The organism is Myxococcus dinghuensis (assembly GCF_024198235.1).
GTDB lineage: Bacteria > Myxococcota > Myxococcia > Myxococcales > Myxococcaceae > Myxococcus > Myxococcus dinghuensis.
Genome location: NZ_JAKCFB010000053.1, coordinates 38,278 through 53,792, shown reverse-complemented (window position 1 = coordinate 53,792; position 15,515 = coordinate 38,278). Strand labels below are relative to the sequence as shown.

The following is a 15,515-nucleotide window of genomic DNA, read 5'->3' as shown; positions in this document are numbered from 1 at the left end:
CGCTCTCGCCGCCATCGAGAACCCAGGCACGGTCACACTTCCGAAGAGTCAGGACTGACGGCAGCTCCCGCCGGTCGTCCCGGGCGGGTCAGCACGGCGCCGGGACGGGGCACGGCGAACAGTTACGGTGTGATGGAGAAGGGGACGTGGCGGGCGAGCGAGGAAGGCACGCCCCAGGGCGCGACGGTGTCGCCGCTGCTGGCGAACATCTACCTCCACTACGTCCTCGACCTCTGGTTCCAACGGTGGAGAAGAAAGCAGGCGCGAGGTGATGTCATCATCACGCGCTACGCGGACGACTTCATCGTAGGTTTCCAGGACCGCTCGGATGCCGAGCAGTTCCTGGCGCTCCTCCGCGAGAGACTGCGGATGTTCGCTCTGGAACTGCACCCGGAGAAGACACGCCTCATTCAGTTCGGGAGGCTCGCCTCCAAGAGCAGAGCGAGGTGTGGGCTTGGGAAGCCAGAAACCTTCAACTACCTCGGGTTTACTCACATCTGCGGCAAGTCGAAGGCAGGCTTCTATCTGGTTAAACGGCACACGATGCGGGGGCGGATGAACGCGAAGCTGAAGGACGTGAAAGCGGAAATTCAGCGACGTCGCCATCTGCCGATCCCGGAGCAGGGGAACTGGCTTGCAGCCGTGGTGCGCGGCTATTTCGCGTACCATGCAGTTCCCACCAACATCTATGCCATGGGGCGATTCCGAACTCAGGTCGGCCAGCACTGGTACCGGGCGCTCCGGCGCCGGAGCCAGCGTGACCGGACGAACTGGGCGAGGATGAAGACCTTGGTGGACCGATGGCTTCCGAAAGCTCGTATCCAGCACCCCTGGCCTGAAGAGCGGTTCGACGTCACCACTCAAGGCAAGAGCCCAGTGCGTTAGCAGCGCCCGCTGGGATCTGTGCGGGGGGCGGCTCCAGCCTTCACGGGTGAAGAGCCGTCCCTACCGCGACCCTTGATGTACCAGTCCATCGCCCGTCGCCGCTCTACACGGCCCAGGCCCGCGAACATCGACTCAAGGAAGCTCTCCAGCTCCCCCTCCAGCCGCTCAGCTGCGTTGGCGTCATGCCTGGGGAACAGTCCGCCCGCTCTCACGTATTCTCGAAGTGACCAAGTCGTATTGGAAGAGATAGCTCTATTCTCTATTTGTGAGCAGGCTCTGCGGCGCGTTTTGTTGTGAGAGTGTCTCTGGCTGGGATTGTTGTTCTCGCCAGGGTCGTTGTGTCGTTCTCTCGCGGGCATTCGGGCCGTGACGAATGTCTCGGTGATGGAGCAATGGCGACGTTTCACCGTTTACAGCGACTGTTGCTTGACGGCGGATGCCACCGCAGGCTCGAGAGTATCTCGATCAGTTAAGGACCAGGGAATGGACCTTGGAATTTGGCCCAGCGACTGGCGAGCACGAAAGAGAACTCTCTGAGTGGGTCTTCACGTAGGGCGAGGAGGGGGCCGGCGAGGGCGGCAACGAGTAGGCCTGCGCAGTTCTTCAATCGGCGAAGGCGAGTGCTTTCGTGCCCGAGGTAGCGGGCTTGGAGGGTCTGCTCGCTGCGCACCACGCCGGTGATGAGCCGGAGGAAGTAGCGCGTCTCGAAGCGGGAGGGCGGGATGAGGTGCCACACCTTCAGCGCCGGCGCATAGACGCGACGGTGGCCCGCCCTTCCGAGCAAGTAGCCGAACTCGATGTCCCCCCCGCTCAGGAGCTGCTTGCCCAGGCGGTCTGGCAGCAGCTTCTCGGGGGTCTGCCAGGGGACCGCCTCCAGGAATGCGGCGCGACGCAGCCACAATCCTGCTCCAATCGTGGGGGCAAGTGTCGCCGCCGCGCCGAAGTCGATCGGCGTGTCACCCAGGCGGTGGTTGATGGCGAGTAGGTGTTCTCGTCGGGCGATGCTCGGAGGAGGGGGGGTCTCGTATCGGGGATAGAGCCGTGAGACCACCGCGCCGATGCTCGGGTCCTCGAAGACCGCGAGCCCGTCCGTGACGAAGTTCGACTCGGGGACGTTGTCGTCATCGAGGAAGCAGACGATGTCCCGTCGTGCGCTCTGGATTCCGCGCAGTCGCGCGAAGAGCAATCCCTGCCGGGGTTCGGACACGACTCGGACGTCGACACCTCGGTGTCGTAGAGCCGCGACGGCGGTGCTTGCTTCCACCACGTGCGCAGTGCCGTCATTCGAGTTGTTGTCCACCACCACCACTTCGAAGCGCTCGCTCGAAGCCTGTTGGTCGGCCATGGCCCGCAGTGGCGCCTCGACACGCTTCGCGCCGTTGTATGTCGGGATGACCAAGGTGACGCCGAGCATGGGATTCCTAGGGGGCGGACTTCTGTCCGGTCATGTTGTCACGCAGCGGGGACTCGTCGCGCAGCTTCCACCGCTCCAGTATTGCGTCGCGGATCTTGAGGCAGGGCTTCTCCACCGTGAAGTAGGTCACCCAGGCGCCGCCCAGGGTAATCAATAGGAACGTCAGCAGGTCCAGGCTCCAGAGGCCCAGACTCACACCCATCCGTTCGGCGACTCGCACCACGAGGCCATGCCAGAGATAGGCCCCGTAGGACAGCAGCGCCACCTGCTGGACGCTCCAGCGGAATCCCCGTGCGAGTTGGAGCGACTCGACGCCGATGAGCACGCCGCCGAAGCCCACCGCGAGTCCCGCGTGAATCCACGGGTGGCTTGTCGTCGTCACGACCGCGCCCCATCGCACCACCGTCACCAGCAGCGCAACCCCGCCCAGGAAGGCACACGCGAGGCGAGAGGTCCGGGACCAGTCCCTCCATGTGGCCGAGGTCCTCGCGAGGAACACGCCGACGGCCAGCCCGTCCAGGTGCTGGTCCGTGGACCAGGGGGCGCCCTCGGCGAGGAGGACGAGGGGCTGGTTCAGGGGAAGTCCCCGGATGAAGAGCGCCCGCGCGAGGATGCTCAATCCCAAGGGCAGGAGCCAGACCCAGGCTGGCCACCGGCGGGCGCCCGGTGCGAAGGCGACCAGCGGTAACACGAAATAGAAGTGCTCCTCCACGCACAGAGACCAGCTCTGCACGAAGTCGCGTGGCATCGAGAAGTTCTGGAGGAACACCGCGTAGTGCCAGCCGCCCCCCAGGAAGGGTGTTCCCACGGTCCAGGGCTTGAGCGCGTAGATCGCGAGCACCCCGAAGTAGAGTGGCAGCGTCCTCATCCAACGCTTGAGCCAGAAGACGCGAAGACGTGTCCCCAAGGGAGCTTCATCCTCCGGTGCGAAGACCTGCTTGCCGACGAGGTAGCCCGAGAGGACGAAGAAGAGGTTCACGCCCATCCAACCGTGCGTGAACGCGGCCCGGAGGGGAGCGGGGAGGGCGTGGTGCACGACCTCTGGGGCGTGGAACAGCAGCACGCCGAGGATGGCGCAAGCCCGGAGCACATCCAGCCCATCCATGCGTCGTCGCGCGGTGGAGCAGTCGATGGCGGCCGGGGCGTGCATGGGACGAGGGCATTGTGGCTGTCGCTCGAAGGACGTCAACAGGGCCAGGGAGAGGGAGCGAGGAGCCTGCTTCACGCCAGCCCCCATGAAGGGCCCTTCGTCATGCTCCTTGGACTCCGGATGTGACAGGGTCTCCCGAACACGCATGCGCATCCTCCTCGCCATCCACCACCCGTTGGACCCGAACCAGGGCGCTCCCGGGGTCACGCTCTCCTTGGGGAAGGCATTGGCCGCTCGTGGCTGCGAAGTGGAGTACTACGACTACCGCCAGGCCTTTCCGGAGGCTCCCTGGGACTCCGCCGCGCATGGCTTGCGCTTCCCCTGGACGCTCGCTCGTTGGTTGTCGCGTCAGGCTCACCGCTTCGATGTGCTGGATGTCACGACGGGGGACTCGTGGCCCTGGGCACGGCTGGGCCGTCCAGGAGCAAAGCCCCGACATGCCCTGGTGACGCGCAGCCATGGGCTGGAGCATGTGCTGTCGGACCGGCTGCGTATCGACGCGCGTGAGGGGCGGATTGGGCTGAGTTGGAAGTACCCGCTCTACCATGGTGGGTTCCGGCTCTGGGAGGTGCGGCAGACGTTGCTGTTGGCGGACCGCTCGGTGCTGCTCAACCCGTTGGATGCCGCGTATGCGCGTGAGCGGCTCGGCGTTCCGGGGGCGAAGCTCTCCGTCATCCCGCACGGCCTGGACAAGGCCTTCCTGGGGCGCCCGGCTCCTCGTGAGAGACCTCGGGGACCGCTTCGCGTGGTCTTCGTCGGGAACTGGCTGCCCCTCAAAGGCCGGGACGTGCTGGTCTCGGTGGCCGCCGCTCTGCACCAGCGTGCTGTTCCCTTCACCTTGTCACTGCTCGGAACGGGCGCCTCGGAGGTAGAGGTAAGGGGGGCCTTCCCCGAAGGGGTACGCCCATTGCTGCGGGTCGTCCCCCGATACGCGCATGCGGACCTGCCGGCCCTGCTGGAGTCCGAGGAGGTCCTGCTGTTCCCCAGCCACACCGAGGGCTTCGGGATGGCCATCGTCGAGGCCATGGCGTGTGGCCTGGCTCCGGTGTCCACGCCCGTGGGAATCGCCTCCGAGTTGGTCCAGGACGGTGTGTCGGGATGGCGCATCCCCGTGGGAGACACCGCGGCTCCCGTGGTCGTGCTCGCCTCCCTGGCCACAGACCCCGCACGGCTGCTCGCCATGCGCCGGGTCGCGCATGACACAGTCCAGTCGATGTCGTGGGCCCACATCGCGGGGCGGACGCTCGGGCTCTATGAAGAAGTCCTGCGGCAGCGGACGGCTTGAGGCATGTCCGTCCGCTCTCTCGGGAGCCGGACGCGGGGACTTGCCGCTATCGCACAAGGACGCTCATTGACGCGCCGTGACAGGGGCCGTCAGCATGTCGGTCGCGGCCCCTCGCATGATTACGTTCTTCGTCGCCTTCGTGGTCTCGCTGCTGGTGGCGCTGGCGCTCACCTTCCTCGTGCGCAACCAGGCGCTGGCCTGGGGCTGGTTGGATCAGGCCAACTCGAGCCGCAAGGTGCATGTCCGGCCCATCCCCCGGCTCGGCGGCGTGGGCATCGTCGCGGGCTTCTTCGCCCCCCTGTGCGCGCTGTTCCTCGTCGACTCCGGCGTGGGCTACCACTTCCGCGTCCACACCGACCTCGTCGTCGGTCTCTTCGTGGGAGGGGCGGCCATCGCCGCGCTGGGGCTCTACGACGACCTGCGGGGCGCGGGCGCGCGGCTCAAGTTCTCCGTGCAGTTCGCCGTGGCGTTCGGGCTGTACGCGCTGGGCTTCCGCATCGAGGTCATCGCCAATCCCTTCGGCCCCGAGCTGACGCTGGGCGCGCTGAGCCTGCCGTTCACCGTGCTGTGGATGGTCGGCGTGGTCAACGCGCTCAACCTCATCGACGGGCTCGACGGGCTCGCGGGAGGCGTCGCGTTCTTCGGCGTGAGCACGAACTTCATCCTCTCGCTCGCCCGGGGCGACGTGCTGATGTGCCTGCTGATGGCCGCGCTCGCCGGCGCCATCCTCGGGTTCCTGGTGTTCAACTTCAACCCGGCCTCCATCTTCATGGGGGACACGGGCAGCATGTTCCTCGGCTTCGTGCTCGCCGCCGTGTCCATCAAGACGAGCACCAAGAGCGGCACCGCCGTTGCCATGTTCGTGCCCGTCATGGCGCTCGGCCTGCCCATCATGGACACCCTGCTGGCCGTGGTGCGCCGCTCCCTGCTGGGACGTCCCCTGTTCAGCGCGGACAAGGAGCACATCCACCACCGCGTCATGAGCCGGTGGGTGCTCAGTCACCGCTCCACGGTGCTCGTGCTCTATGCGCTGTGCGGCCTCTTCACGCTGACCGCCCTGGGCCTCAACTTCGCCAACAGCGCGCAGAGCGCCCTGCTGCTGTGTGGCATGGGCGTGGTCATCTTCGTGCTCATGCGCAAGCTGGGCTACCTCGACCTGGGCCGCGCGGGCGACATGCAGCAGGTCCGTCAACGCAACATCCGCCTGCGCTCGGTAGTGAAGGATGTCACCGCCGCCATCCGCTCGACGCACTCGCTCCAGGAGGTCTGGAGCGCCGTGCGGCCCCTCGCCGACGGGCTCGAGGTCGCGCGGATGGAGCTGCGGTTCCAGCAGGTCCGCGACGGTGTCTCCTCCGACGGCATCGTGTTCGAGACGCAGCGCGCCTCCGGACTGGCCCTGCCTCACGAGGTCCGCCTGGACGTGAAGGACGCGGAGCAGGTGCTGGGGCAGCTCGTCCTGGAGTGGCGCGATGGGCGCGACGCCATCAACCGGGACGAGGAGCTGGCCCTGGAGTTGGTGGCCGACGCCGTGGCCGAGCGGGCCTCACGGTTGCTGGTCGTCGCGGACACCGAGCCCGGCCGCGTCGTCGCGCTGAGGCGGTGACGGCGTGACGGGTCCGACCGCCCTCGTGGCGCTGCTTCGGGACTGGCCATCGGCGCCATTGTTGCCCCCTCCCGCGGGAGAGGACTCGCTCGAGTTCGTGCGCGCGGCCGTGCGCCATGGGCTCGCCGGCTTCGTGGCCCACGCGGTGGGGCAGGGCGGATGGTCGCTACCCTCCGAGGCGAGTGCGCTCCTGCGCCGCGAGTCCCTCTCGGGGGCGGCCCGCTCCATCCAGGTGAAGGCGCTGCTCCTCCGCTCGCTCGAGGTCCTCAACGCCGAGGGCATCGTCCCCGTGGCGCTCAAGGGCTACGGGCTGGGATTGCGCCTGTATCCCGACCCGCTCCAGCGCGCGACGCGCGACGTGGACCTGCTCGTGCGCCGCGACCAGGTGGACGCCGCGGCACGCGCGCTCAAGCGCCTGGGGCTCACGACGCGAATCCCGGACACGGCACGGCACGTCGAGGCGTCCGCGCACCACCTGGAGCTGCAGGGCCCGGTGGGGCTCGTCGAGCTCCACTTCCACGCGCTGTCCCCGTGGGGCCACCCCCTCGAAGGCGACACCCTGCTCGCGCGCGCCGTGGAGGGGACACTGGAGGGGCGGCGGGTGCGGTGGCTGCGACCCGAGGACGAGGCCGTCTACCTGTCGCTGCACGCTGGCAACCACCTGCTCCAGCGACTGGCGTGGTTGTTCGACCTGAAGCTGCTCGCGCGCAAGGGGGTGGACTGGCCTCGGGTGGTCGAAGCCGCCCGGGAGACGGGGCAGGCTCCGGCGGCATGGTATGGCTGGGAGACGGCGCGCCGGCTCCTCGGGGCGCCTGTTCCGGAGGAGGTGCTGACCGCGCTGGCGCCTCCCTCGTGGCAGCGGCTCGTGGCCGCGCGGCTCTTCACGGCGTCGCGATTGGCGGGCATGGAGTTGTTGAACGACAAGCCCGCGTGGGTGGCCGCGAAGCTGCTGCTCGCGCCGAGCGCACGCACCGTGGCGGCCTACTCCCTGCGGCGACTGCGGTCACGCCTGCGCGCCGTCGTCCGCTGAAGGAAACGTCCGGCTTCTCTCGAGGCTCGTCAGGCCCGCGTATCCGCCTTCACGTCGCTGCTCCGGTGGTGGATGGAGAGGTCGACGGCTCCGCTCGAGGAGGTCCCTCCATGGTCACCATCCCCACATCCCGGAGCGCACAGGAGTCGCGGAGCCTCCTGGCGGCACAGTCCGTCGAGGTCGGGCGCACGGCCTTCTTCTGGCCCGCGGGTGGAAACTGGGGTGGCCCTTCCTCGCGGACCTTCCAGTCCCTGGTCGACGGCGAGCAGCTCCTGCTGCGCAGGCAGGCCACCGCGACGAACGTGCCTTGGTTCGACACCTACCTCTCGGTCCGGTTCACCCCCCGACAGGATGGCTCCGACCTCGAGGTGGATTCCCACGCCCGGTTCCAGTGGGCGGGCACGCTCGGTCTGGCCGCGCTCTGCGCCTTCTTCCTGTCCGTGTCCCTCCTGGCTCCAGGCCCCGTCTCGGTGTCGCTCGCGGTGCTGACCGGCGTCGGTTCGGTGCGCTTCTGGCGCGCCGTCCGTGGGCGACGCGAGGCCGACCTGCGCTGGGGGGCGTCCCAACTGCGCACCCTGCTCGACGGACGCGTGGACGGCTCCGCCCCCGCGTGACGCGCCCTCGGTTCCGGCCCTCCAGGGCTGGCGTCTGTCGGGTGCCCATCAACCCGCCATGACGGGGAGTACCCGGTCAGGCACAGGCAGTCGTTGCAGGGCACGCGGTGGGCCCGTTAAAGGGGGCCCCCATGTCGCTCAGCCTGCTCGATACCTTCCGCGTCCTCGCCTCGTTCGAACCGCCGCGAGGCGCCCTCAAGGGCGCGCCCTGGGAGGAGTACGTGGACTGGGCCATCGCCCAGGGCCTGGCGCCGCTGGCCGCCTACAATCTCGAGTACCGCCTGGGCGGCGCTGGCGCCCCCGAGTGGGCCCGCGACCGGCTCCTGTCCACCTACCAGGGCTCCGTCAACGACAACGTGATGAAGCTCGTGAACTTCAAGCAGGTCGTCGACCAGCTCGAGGGCCGCAAGCTCGTCATGCTCGGCGGCGCCTCCTTCGCCGAGGCCGTCTACCCGCACGTGGGCTTCCGCCCCGTGCTCGACCTGCAGCTGCTCATGCGCCGCATGGACGTGGACGGCTTCGCCGGCTACCTCTCCAATCACGAGTTCAAGCCGGAGACGGACACCTCCCACAGCGGCGCCGCCAAGGTCGTCTCCGACGGGCGCACCGCCATCTACCTCTACTCCGACATCCTCGGCCCGCAGCGCCGCGAGCAGACCGCCGGCATCCTCGAGCGCGCCAGGCCGATGAAGGTCTACGGCCCGTCCCTGTTCCGGGCCGACCTGGAGGACTCGGTCCTGCTCGTGTGCCTCGAGCACGCGCGTCAGGGGTACGAGGTACCCTGGCTGTCCTTCATCGACCTTCGCGAACTCGTCACTGGCGCGAAGTGGATGGGTGGCATCTACTCGCGCCCGCTCGACGTGCCGACCCTGCTGGCCCGTGCCGCCGAGTGGCGCCTGGAGCGCGCCCTCTACACGTCGCTGTCCATCGTCGCCCGCCTGTTCCCCGAGGCCGCGCCGGACGCCACCGCCGCGCTGCCGCCCCTGCGCCGGGCCACGCGCGAATTGCTGGACCGGACGGTGGTGGGTCCTGTCAGCACCCCCGGCCGGTCCTCGGCTCTCAAGGGCTTGGAAAGAGTGCGTCGGCTGCTCACGGGGCAGTGAGGCCGCCCGGCCGCTGTCCGGCCAGAGGGGACGGGCTTCCTTTCCGAGCGCGTCCCGGCGTATGAGTTCCAGGCAGGAAACCTCCCCACTCCTGGGACTCTTTCAATGCGTATTGCCATCATCGGAACCGGCTACGTCGGCCTCGTCGCGGGCACGTGCTTCGCGGACTCGGGCAACGACGTGACGTGCGTGGACATCGACGAGCGGAAGATCCGCATGCTCCAGGCGGGCGAGGTGCCCATCTACGAGCCCGGTCTCGAGGAGCTCATCAAGAAGAACGTGCGCGAGAAGCGCCTGTTCTTCACGCGCGACCTCCCCGAGGCCGTCTCCACCGCGCAGGTGGTCTTCATCGCCGTGGGCACGCCCGAGGGCGAGTCGGGTGACGCGGACCTCCAGTACGTGCTGGCCGCCGCCGAGCAGATCGGCAAGGCGATGAAGCAGTACACGGTCGTCGTCGACAAGAGCACCGTGCCGGTGGGCACCGCGGACAAGGTGCGCGACGCCATCCGCAAGGTGACGAGCATCGAGTTCGACGTCGTCTCCAACCCCGAGTTCCTCAAGGAGGGCGCGGCGCTCGACGACTTCCTCAAGCCCGACCGCGTCGTCATCGGCGTGGACTCCGAGCGCGCTCGCAAGGTGATGGGCGACCTGTACGCCCCCTTCGTGCGCACCGAGAACCCGGTGCTGTTCATGGACACGCGCTCGGCGGAGCTGACCAAGTACGCGGCCAACGCGATGCTCGCCACGCGCATCTCGTTCATGAACGACATCGCCGCGCTCTGCGAGAAGGTGGGCGCGGACGTGGACTTCGTGCGCAAGGGCCTGGGCTCGGACCGCCGCATCGGCTACCCGTTCCTCTTCCCGGGCGTGGGCTACGGCGGCTCCTGCTTCCCCAAGGACGTGAAGGCGCTGGGCGCCACCGCGCGTGAGTTCGGCCTGGAGATGGACCTGCTGCGCGCCGTGGAGCGCACCAACGAGCGGCAGAAGAAGCTCCTCGTCGGCAAGGCCACCAAGCACTTCGGCGGCTCGCTGGAGGGCAAGAAGTTCGGCGTGTGGGGCCTGGCCTTCAAGCCGAAGACGGACGACATGCGCGAGGCGCCGTCCATCGACGTCATCGAGGGCCTCATCGGCAAGGGCGCGCAGGTCATCGCCCACGACCCGGTGGCCACGCACACCGCCCGCCGCGTCTTCGGCGACCGCATCCGCTACGCCAGCGTGCCCTACGAGGCGCTGGAGGGCGTGGACGCGCTCTTCGTCGTCACCGAGTGGAACGAGTTCCGCCGCCCGGACTTCGAGCGCATGAAGTCGCTGATGAGCGCCCCGGTCATCTTCGACGGTCGCAACGTGTTCGACCCGACCCGCATGCGCGAGCTGGGCTTCACGTACTACGGCATCGGTCGTAAGTGAGCGGAGGCAGCAACCGCTCGCTCGACGCGCTCACGGGGCTGCGCTTCCTCGCGGCCCTCCACGTCGTGTTGTTCCACTTCTCGTGGCCGGTGTTGGCGTCGGCCCCGGCGTGGCTGGGCAACCTCGTGGGCGCGGGCTACTCCGCCGTCGGCGTCTTCTTCGTGCTGTCCGGCTTCGTCCTCGCCTGGAACTACCTGGACGCGGACGGGCGCATGGAGACGGGCACGCGGGCCTTCCAGGCCGCCCGGCTGGCCCGGGTGTACCCCGTCTACGTGCTGACGTTCCTGTTGTCCGCCCCGCCCACCATCGCGCCGTCCGTCGCGGCCAACGGCTGGATGCTGGCCAGCGCGAAGCTCGCGGTGGGGGCGGTCGTCTCGTTGGCGCTCGTCCAGGCGTGGCTGCCGAGGCTCGCGCTGTACTGGAACCCCCCGGGCTGGTCCGTGTCGGTGGAGGCGTTCTTCTATGCGCTCTTCCCTCGGTTGACGCGGTGGTTGCCGCGCCTGAATCCCAGGCATTTGCCCTGGCTGCTCGGCGCCGTCTGGGTGCTGGGGCTGACGCCGCCCCTGCTGTACCTGGTGGTGCGACCGGATGGGCCCGGCCCCCTGGACGTGCAGGCCGCCGGGCTGTGGCTGGCGCTGGTGAAGTTCAGCCCGTTGGCGCGCCTGCCGGAGTTCCTCTTCGGGGTGCTCCTGGGCTGGGGCTTCGTTCGCGAGCGTCAGGCGGGCGTCGCGAGGGGCTCGGGCGCGGTCCTCGCGGGCGTCGGCGCGGCGCTCCTGGTCGCGGCGGGCATGGCGGGCCAGGCGATCGCGTATCCGCTGATGCACAATGGGCTGCTGGCGCCCGCGTCGGGGCTCCTCATCTACGGGCTGGCGCGAGGCGGCGGGTGGCTGGGCCGGTGGCTCTCACACCCGCTCATGGTGCGCCTGGGGGCGGCGAGCTACGCGCTGTACCTGTTGCAGTACCCCGCGAGCGAGGCGGCCGTGAAGCTGGAGCGCCTGCTGGCGCCGTGGGTGGACCTGCACACGCCGGTGGGGTGGTTGGGCTCCGTGATGGCGCTGGCGGTGCCGACGTCGCTGCTGGTGCACCACTACGTGGAGACGCCCCTGCGCATCCGCGTGCGCAAGGCGCTGCAACCCTGGGTGGATGCCGAGGGTGCCCAGGCGACGAGGACGGTGTCGCCCGGGGCGTGAGCGGTCAGTCCACGCCGCCTTCACGGGCGATGCCGCACTCGCGCTTGCCCTCGGGCGTTTCGATCTTCTTGCAGTCGCAGTTGGCGATCTTCGCCTCGCAGACCGTCTCGTCCTCGGGGGTGGGCTCCACGCGGCTCTCCTCCTGGGAGGCGTTGCGGAGGCAGACCTCCTTCTCGACGGAGTTGATGGAGCAGTCGCACAGCTTCTCGGACAGCTCGCGGCAAGCCCCCTTGCAGCCGGCGAGGCCGGACAGGGTGGAGCAGAGGAGGGCGGCGGTGACGAGGAAGCGGCGCATGGGTGCGGCGAACATGCCAGAAGGTCCTCCGGATGCAAGCCAACTCCGGACCCGGGCGTGCGCGGGCGGATGGCTGGCTGGCCCGAGCCGAAGCCCCGGAGGACGAGGGGAGGCGCGAGTCGTGGACACCGGCGGAGGCCCGCATGCCCGGTGGCCCCTCGGCCCACCGGACGGGTGACGGCGCGTCCTCGGGAGACCCTGGAGGTCGTGCCATACTCCCGCGCCCCCACCGAATGGCTTCCTCCCATCGCAGCAGCTCCCGGTACACCCGGATCGCCGAAGCGGCGCTGATGGCGCTCGTCGTGCTGTGTCCGCTGGCGCTCGGGGGCGTGGCGCGCTGGCTGCCATGGCCCATGGGTGTGCTCGCGGGGGTGGCCGCGGTGTTCGCGGTCGTGGGGGCTCGCAGGCAGGGGCAGTCGATTCGCCTCCCCTTGCTCGCGGCGCCGCTGGCCGGTGGCGCGGTGCTGTGCGCGCTCCAGTTGGTCCCGCTGCCGTCGGGCGTGCTGCGCGTGCTGAGTCCGGAGGCCGCCGCGCTGCGCGAGTTCGCGCTGGAGCCGCTGGGCCTGACGGGCGCCCGTCCCGTGTCGCTGGACCCGTCCGCCACCTGGCGCGAGCTGGCCCGGCACCTCGCCTACCTGCTGGCCTTCCTCGCCACGGTGCAGGTGTGTCGCGCGAGAGACAGCCGCATGAGGCTGCTCTCGGCGGTGGTCTTCACCGGCGCGGGGGTGGCCGTGGTGGGGCTCGGCCATGCGCTGCTCGGCGTCTCGTCCCTCTTCGGGCTGCGGCCCTGGGTACACGCCCGCCCGCCGCTGGTGACGTTCTTCGGCAATCCGAACCATCTCGCGGGCTACCTGGGGTTGGCCGCCACGGTGGGCGTGGGCCTGGCGCTCACCGCGCGCCCCCGTGCCCGCGCGATGCCCCATGCGCTCGCGGCGGCCGTCTGTGGAATGGGCGTGGTGCTGTCCCTGTCGCGCGGGGGGATCGCGTTCTTCGTCTTCGGTCAGGTGCTGCTCGCGCTGTGGCTCGGGTCCCGGCGGCGCGAGTCGCCACGGCGGGCGACGCCGGTCTGGGCCCGGAGCGCGGTGGCGCTGCTGGGGTTGCTCGCGGTGCTGGCGGTGGGCGCCTACGTCGCGGCGGACGCGCTGTGGGCGGAGGCGCGGACCGCGAGCGACATGGAGTCGCTGCGTCGCTCGAAGGTGTCGCTGTGGCCGATGATGGCGGAGGCGGCGCGGGCCTTCCCCGTGCTGGGAATGGGGCGGGGAGCCTTCGAGGCGGCGTTCCCCCGCTACCAGGCCGAGGCCAACCCCAACACGTTCACCCACCCGGAGAACGCCGTGCTCCAACTGGCGACGGAGCTGGGCGTGCCGGGGCTGCTGCTGCTGGCCGTGTCGCTGTGGGGCTTCGCGAGGCTGGTGCGGCGCGAGCACCTGGACACGGTGGAGCTGGCGGCGCTGGCGGGCGTGGCCGCGCTGGCGTTGCACAATCTGTTCGACTTCAGCCTGGAGCTTCCCGCGTGCGCGGTGACGGTCCTGGTGGTGCTGGGCGCGGTGGCCCGGCCCCGCGAACGCGAGCGGCGGCGACAGGGCGGCCTGGCACCGTCCGTGCCGCTGTTGGCGACCGCGGGCGTGCTGACGGGGGTGGGGCTCCTGGCGCTGGGGCCTGGGCAGCACCGGGTGACGGACGCAGAGGCGTCGCTCGCGGCGCTCATCACCTCCGGCGCGCCGGTGGAGGCCGTGCGTGAGCAGGGGCTGGCGCTCATCGACCGACACCCCTCGGACTACCTGCTCTATCGACTGGTGGCCTCGGCGGAGGCGGCGCGGGGACGGGAGGGCGCCGCCGACGCGCTCGCCTTCGTCAACCGCGCGCTCTACCTGGCGCCCTGGGATGCCGTGTCGCACCGGGTGGCGGCGCACGCGCTGCTGGCGCTCAACCGCCGTGAGCAGGGCTTCCTGGAGTACCGGCTGGCGCAAGAGGCCGGGGATGCGGGCGTGCTCCAGGCCGAGGCGGTGCGTCGTGCCCGCACGGTGGAGGAACTCGTGTCGCTGACGTCGGACACGCCGGAGGCCGCGGACCGCCTGTTCGCGTCGCTGGCCGACGTGCCCGCCCGTCACCCGCTGGCGCTGGCATACGGGGCCTGGGCGCGCGAGCACTTCGAGGGGCGGCCGGGCGTCGCTGCGCTGTGGGCGCGCGAGGCGCGGCTGCGCATGGGGCGCAAGGAGTTCCCCGAGGCGGAGGCGGCGTGCGCGCGGGTGGAGCAACTGGCGCCGGACACCCGCGACACGGTGCTGTTGCGCGCGGAGTTGCTGCGCGCGCGAGGCGAGGCCGTCGCCGCGCTCCAGGCGGTGGAACGGCTGGTGTCCCGGCACCCGGGGGACGTGGAGCTGGGCTTCACGCTCGCGGGCTGGCAGCTCGACGCGGGGCTGGTCCGCCGGGCCCGTGACACGCTCCAGCAGTTGGGGCCCTTCCTCTCCGACTACCGGCAGCGCGCGCGCCTGCTGTCGATGGAGGCGGCCTCGCTGGAGCGCGAGGGCCTGTTGTCGCGGGCGGTGGAGCGCCAGCAGACGGCGGCGCGGCTCGTCCCTACGCCGGAGGCGCACTTCGCGGTGGCGCGGCTGCAGGAGGCCCTGCGCCGTTATGACGCCGCGTCACGCTCGGTGCACGAGGGGTTGCGGCTCCTCCCTCCCGAGGCGCGCGAGGCGGCCCGGGCCTGGGCGGCGCGGCTGGAGGCCGCGGAGCGCGAGCGCGTGGACCAGCGTCGTCAGGAACTGGCGGACGACCCGGACGCCCAGGAACTCCAGCACCTGTTGGGGGAGCCGAAGGGCTCCCCGGTCGAGCCCTGAGCGCTTCGAGGTCTTCCGTCCGTCACGCGGGCATCGGCGACTCCGTCTCCATCAGGATGGGCGTCATCGGCGTCACGTCCTGGGGTGGCCGCAGGCGCTCCTGGATGAACGACGCGACGAGCGGCCACTCCAGCGTGGCGAAGTCCTGGAAACGCATCTCCAGGGCCTCCTCGTGCGAGCCGGCCCGGAAGAGCACGTGCTCGGCCAGGCTGAGCGACTCGTCCACGGCGACGGGCAGCCCATAGAGCTCGCCGAAGGGGGGCTCGGCGCCCACCTCGCAGTCGGGGAATCGCGCGGAGAACTCCTGCTCGGTGGCCAGGCGCACGCGCCGGGCGCCGAGCATCTCGCGAAGCCGTGTCAGGTCGACCGTACTCGCCGCTGGCACCACCACGATCCAGGGCTGTCGGTCCGCCATGACGATGACGGACTTGGCCACGCGCCATCCGGAGACGTGGAGCACCTGGGCCAACTCCTGCGCGCTCACGGCCCTCGGGTGCCAGTACCGCTCGGAGAGCACCCGGTTGTGTCGCAGATACTGCTGTATCGATGCGGGAATCATGGGGACATCACCTCCTCGATGGAAAAGGTGTGTCACCCGAGCGACTTCGACCACCAAGCCCCGCCTTCTCCGGGACCCGGGCGACCAGACGTGCCCCCGCCGCGCCGAGTCTGGAGCCGGCGAGTCCGAGGCGCCGCGCC

Annotated in this window: 13 protein-coding genes; 9 read left to right on the top strand and 4 right to left on the bottom strand. The window is 69.9% G+C overall.

What is annotated here, in order from left to right; translation table 11 throughout:
* The first annotated feature begins 132 nt into the window (after positions 1 to 132).
* Complete coding sequence (locus LZ198_RS38380; RefSeq protein ID WP_253977122.1) at positions 133 to 885, top strand: reverse transcriptase domain-containing protein; 753 nt, start codon at positions 133 to 135, stop codon at positions 883 to 885.
* 469 nt (positions 886 to 1,354) lie between these two features.
* Here the strand turns inward: LZ198_RS38380 and LZ198_RS38375 are convergent, their stop codons facing one another.
* A complete protein-coding gene (locus tag LZ198_RS38375) occupies positions 1,355 to 2,299 on the bottom strand; it encodes a glycosyltransferase (RefSeq protein WP_253977121.1) in 945 nt (314 codons plus the stop codon).
* A 7-nt stretch (positions 2,300 to 2,306) separates the two neighbouring features.
* On the bottom strand, positions 2,307 to 3,596 hold the full coding sequence (locus LZ198_RS38370; protein ID WP_253977120.1) for an acyltransferase family protein: 1,290 nt from the start codon (positions 3,594 to 3,596) through the stop codon (positions 2,307 to 2,309).
* On the opposite strand from LZ198_RS38370, the gene LZ198_RS38365 reads away from it, so the two are divergent.
* The 7 genes from LZ198_RS38365 to LZ198_RS38335 all read left to right on the top strand — a co-directional run bounded on the left by LZ198_RS38365 (position 3,595) and on the right by LZ198_RS38335 (position 11,681).
* On the top strand, positions 3,595 to 4,734 hold the full coding sequence (locus LZ198_RS38365; protein ID WP_253977119.1) for a glycosyltransferase family 4 protein: 1,140 nt from the start codon (positions 3,595 to 3,597) through the stop codon (positions 4,732 to 4,734). The two genes, LZ198_RS38370 and LZ198_RS38365, sit on opposite strands and share 2 nt — an antisense overlap.
* Positions 4,735 to 4,849: 115 nt before the next feature.
* Positions 4,850 to 6,337 (top strand): MraY family glycosyltransferase, encoded by a 1,488-nt coding sequence (locus LZ198_RS38360; RefSeq protein ID WP_253977123.1) that lies wholly within the window; start codon positions 4,850 to 4,852, stop codon positions 6,335 to 6,337.
* A 4-nt stretch (positions 6,338 to 6,341) separates the two neighbouring features.
* On the top strand, positions 6,342 to 7,367 hold the full coding sequence (locus LZ198_RS38355; RefSeq protein WP_253977118.1) for a nucleotidyltransferase domain-containing protein: 1,026 nt from the start codon (positions 6,342 to 6,344) through the stop codon (positions 7,365 to 7,367).
* Between the two features lie 110 nt (positions 7,368 to 7,477).
* Positions 7,478 to 7,981, top strand: a complete 504-nt coding sequence (locus LZ198_RS38350; RefSeq protein ID WP_253977117.1) for a hypothetical protein — start codon at positions 7,478 to 7,480, stop codon at positions 7,979 to 7,981.
* Between the two features lie 131 nt (positions 7,982 to 8,112).
* Positions 8,113 to 9,084: a nucleotidyltransferase family protein gene (locus LZ198_RS38345; protein ID WP_253977116.1), complete on the top strand. Its 972-nt coding sequence runs from the start codon at positions 8,113 to 8,115 to the stop codon at positions 9,082 to 9,084.
* A gap of 105 nt (positions 9,085 to 9,189) precedes the next feature.
* Complete coding sequence (locus LZ198_RS38340) at positions 9,190 to 10,491, top strand: UDP-glucose dehydrogenase family protein (RefSeq protein WP_253977115.1); 1,302 nt, start codon at positions 9,190 to 9,192, stop codon at positions 10,489 to 10,491.
* Positions 10,488 to 11,681: an acyltransferase family protein gene (locus LZ198_RS38335; protein WP_253977114.1), complete on the top strand. Its 1,194-nt coding sequence runs from the start codon at positions 10,488 to 10,490 to the stop codon at positions 11,679 to 11,681. Before LZ198_RS38340 ends, LZ198_RS38335 begins: the two co-directional genes overlap by 4 nt.
* A 4-nt stretch (positions 11,682 to 11,685) precedes the next feature.
* Here LZ198_RS38335 and LZ198_RS38330 read toward each other — a convergent pair whose 3' ends face one another.
* Positions 11,686 to 11,991, bottom strand: a complete 306-nt coding sequence (locus tag LZ198_RS38330) for a hypothetical protein (RefSeq protein ID WP_253977113.1) — start codon at positions 11,989 to 11,991, stop codon at positions 11,686 to 11,688.
* A 218-nt stretch (positions 11,992 to 12,209) separates the two neighbouring features.
* Here LZ198_RS38330 and LZ198_RS38325 point away from each other — a divergent pair, with 218 nt between their 5' ends.
* Positions 12,210 to 14,816 (top strand): O-antigen ligase family protein, encoded by a 2,607-nt coding sequence (locus LZ198_RS38325; RefSeq protein WP_253977112.1) that lies wholly within the window; start codon positions 12,210 to 12,212, stop codon positions 14,814 to 14,816.
* A 22-nt stretch (positions 14,817 to 14,838) separates the two neighbouring features.
* On the opposite strand, the gene LZ198_RS38320 is transcribed toward LZ198_RS38325, so the two are convergent.
* A complete protein-coding gene (locus LZ198_RS38320; protein ID WP_253977111.1) occupies positions 14,839 to 15,375 on the bottom strand; it encodes an aminoacyl-tRNA deacylase in 537 nt (178 codons plus the stop codon).
* Between the last annotated feature and the right edge of the window lie 140 nt (positions 15,376 to 15,515).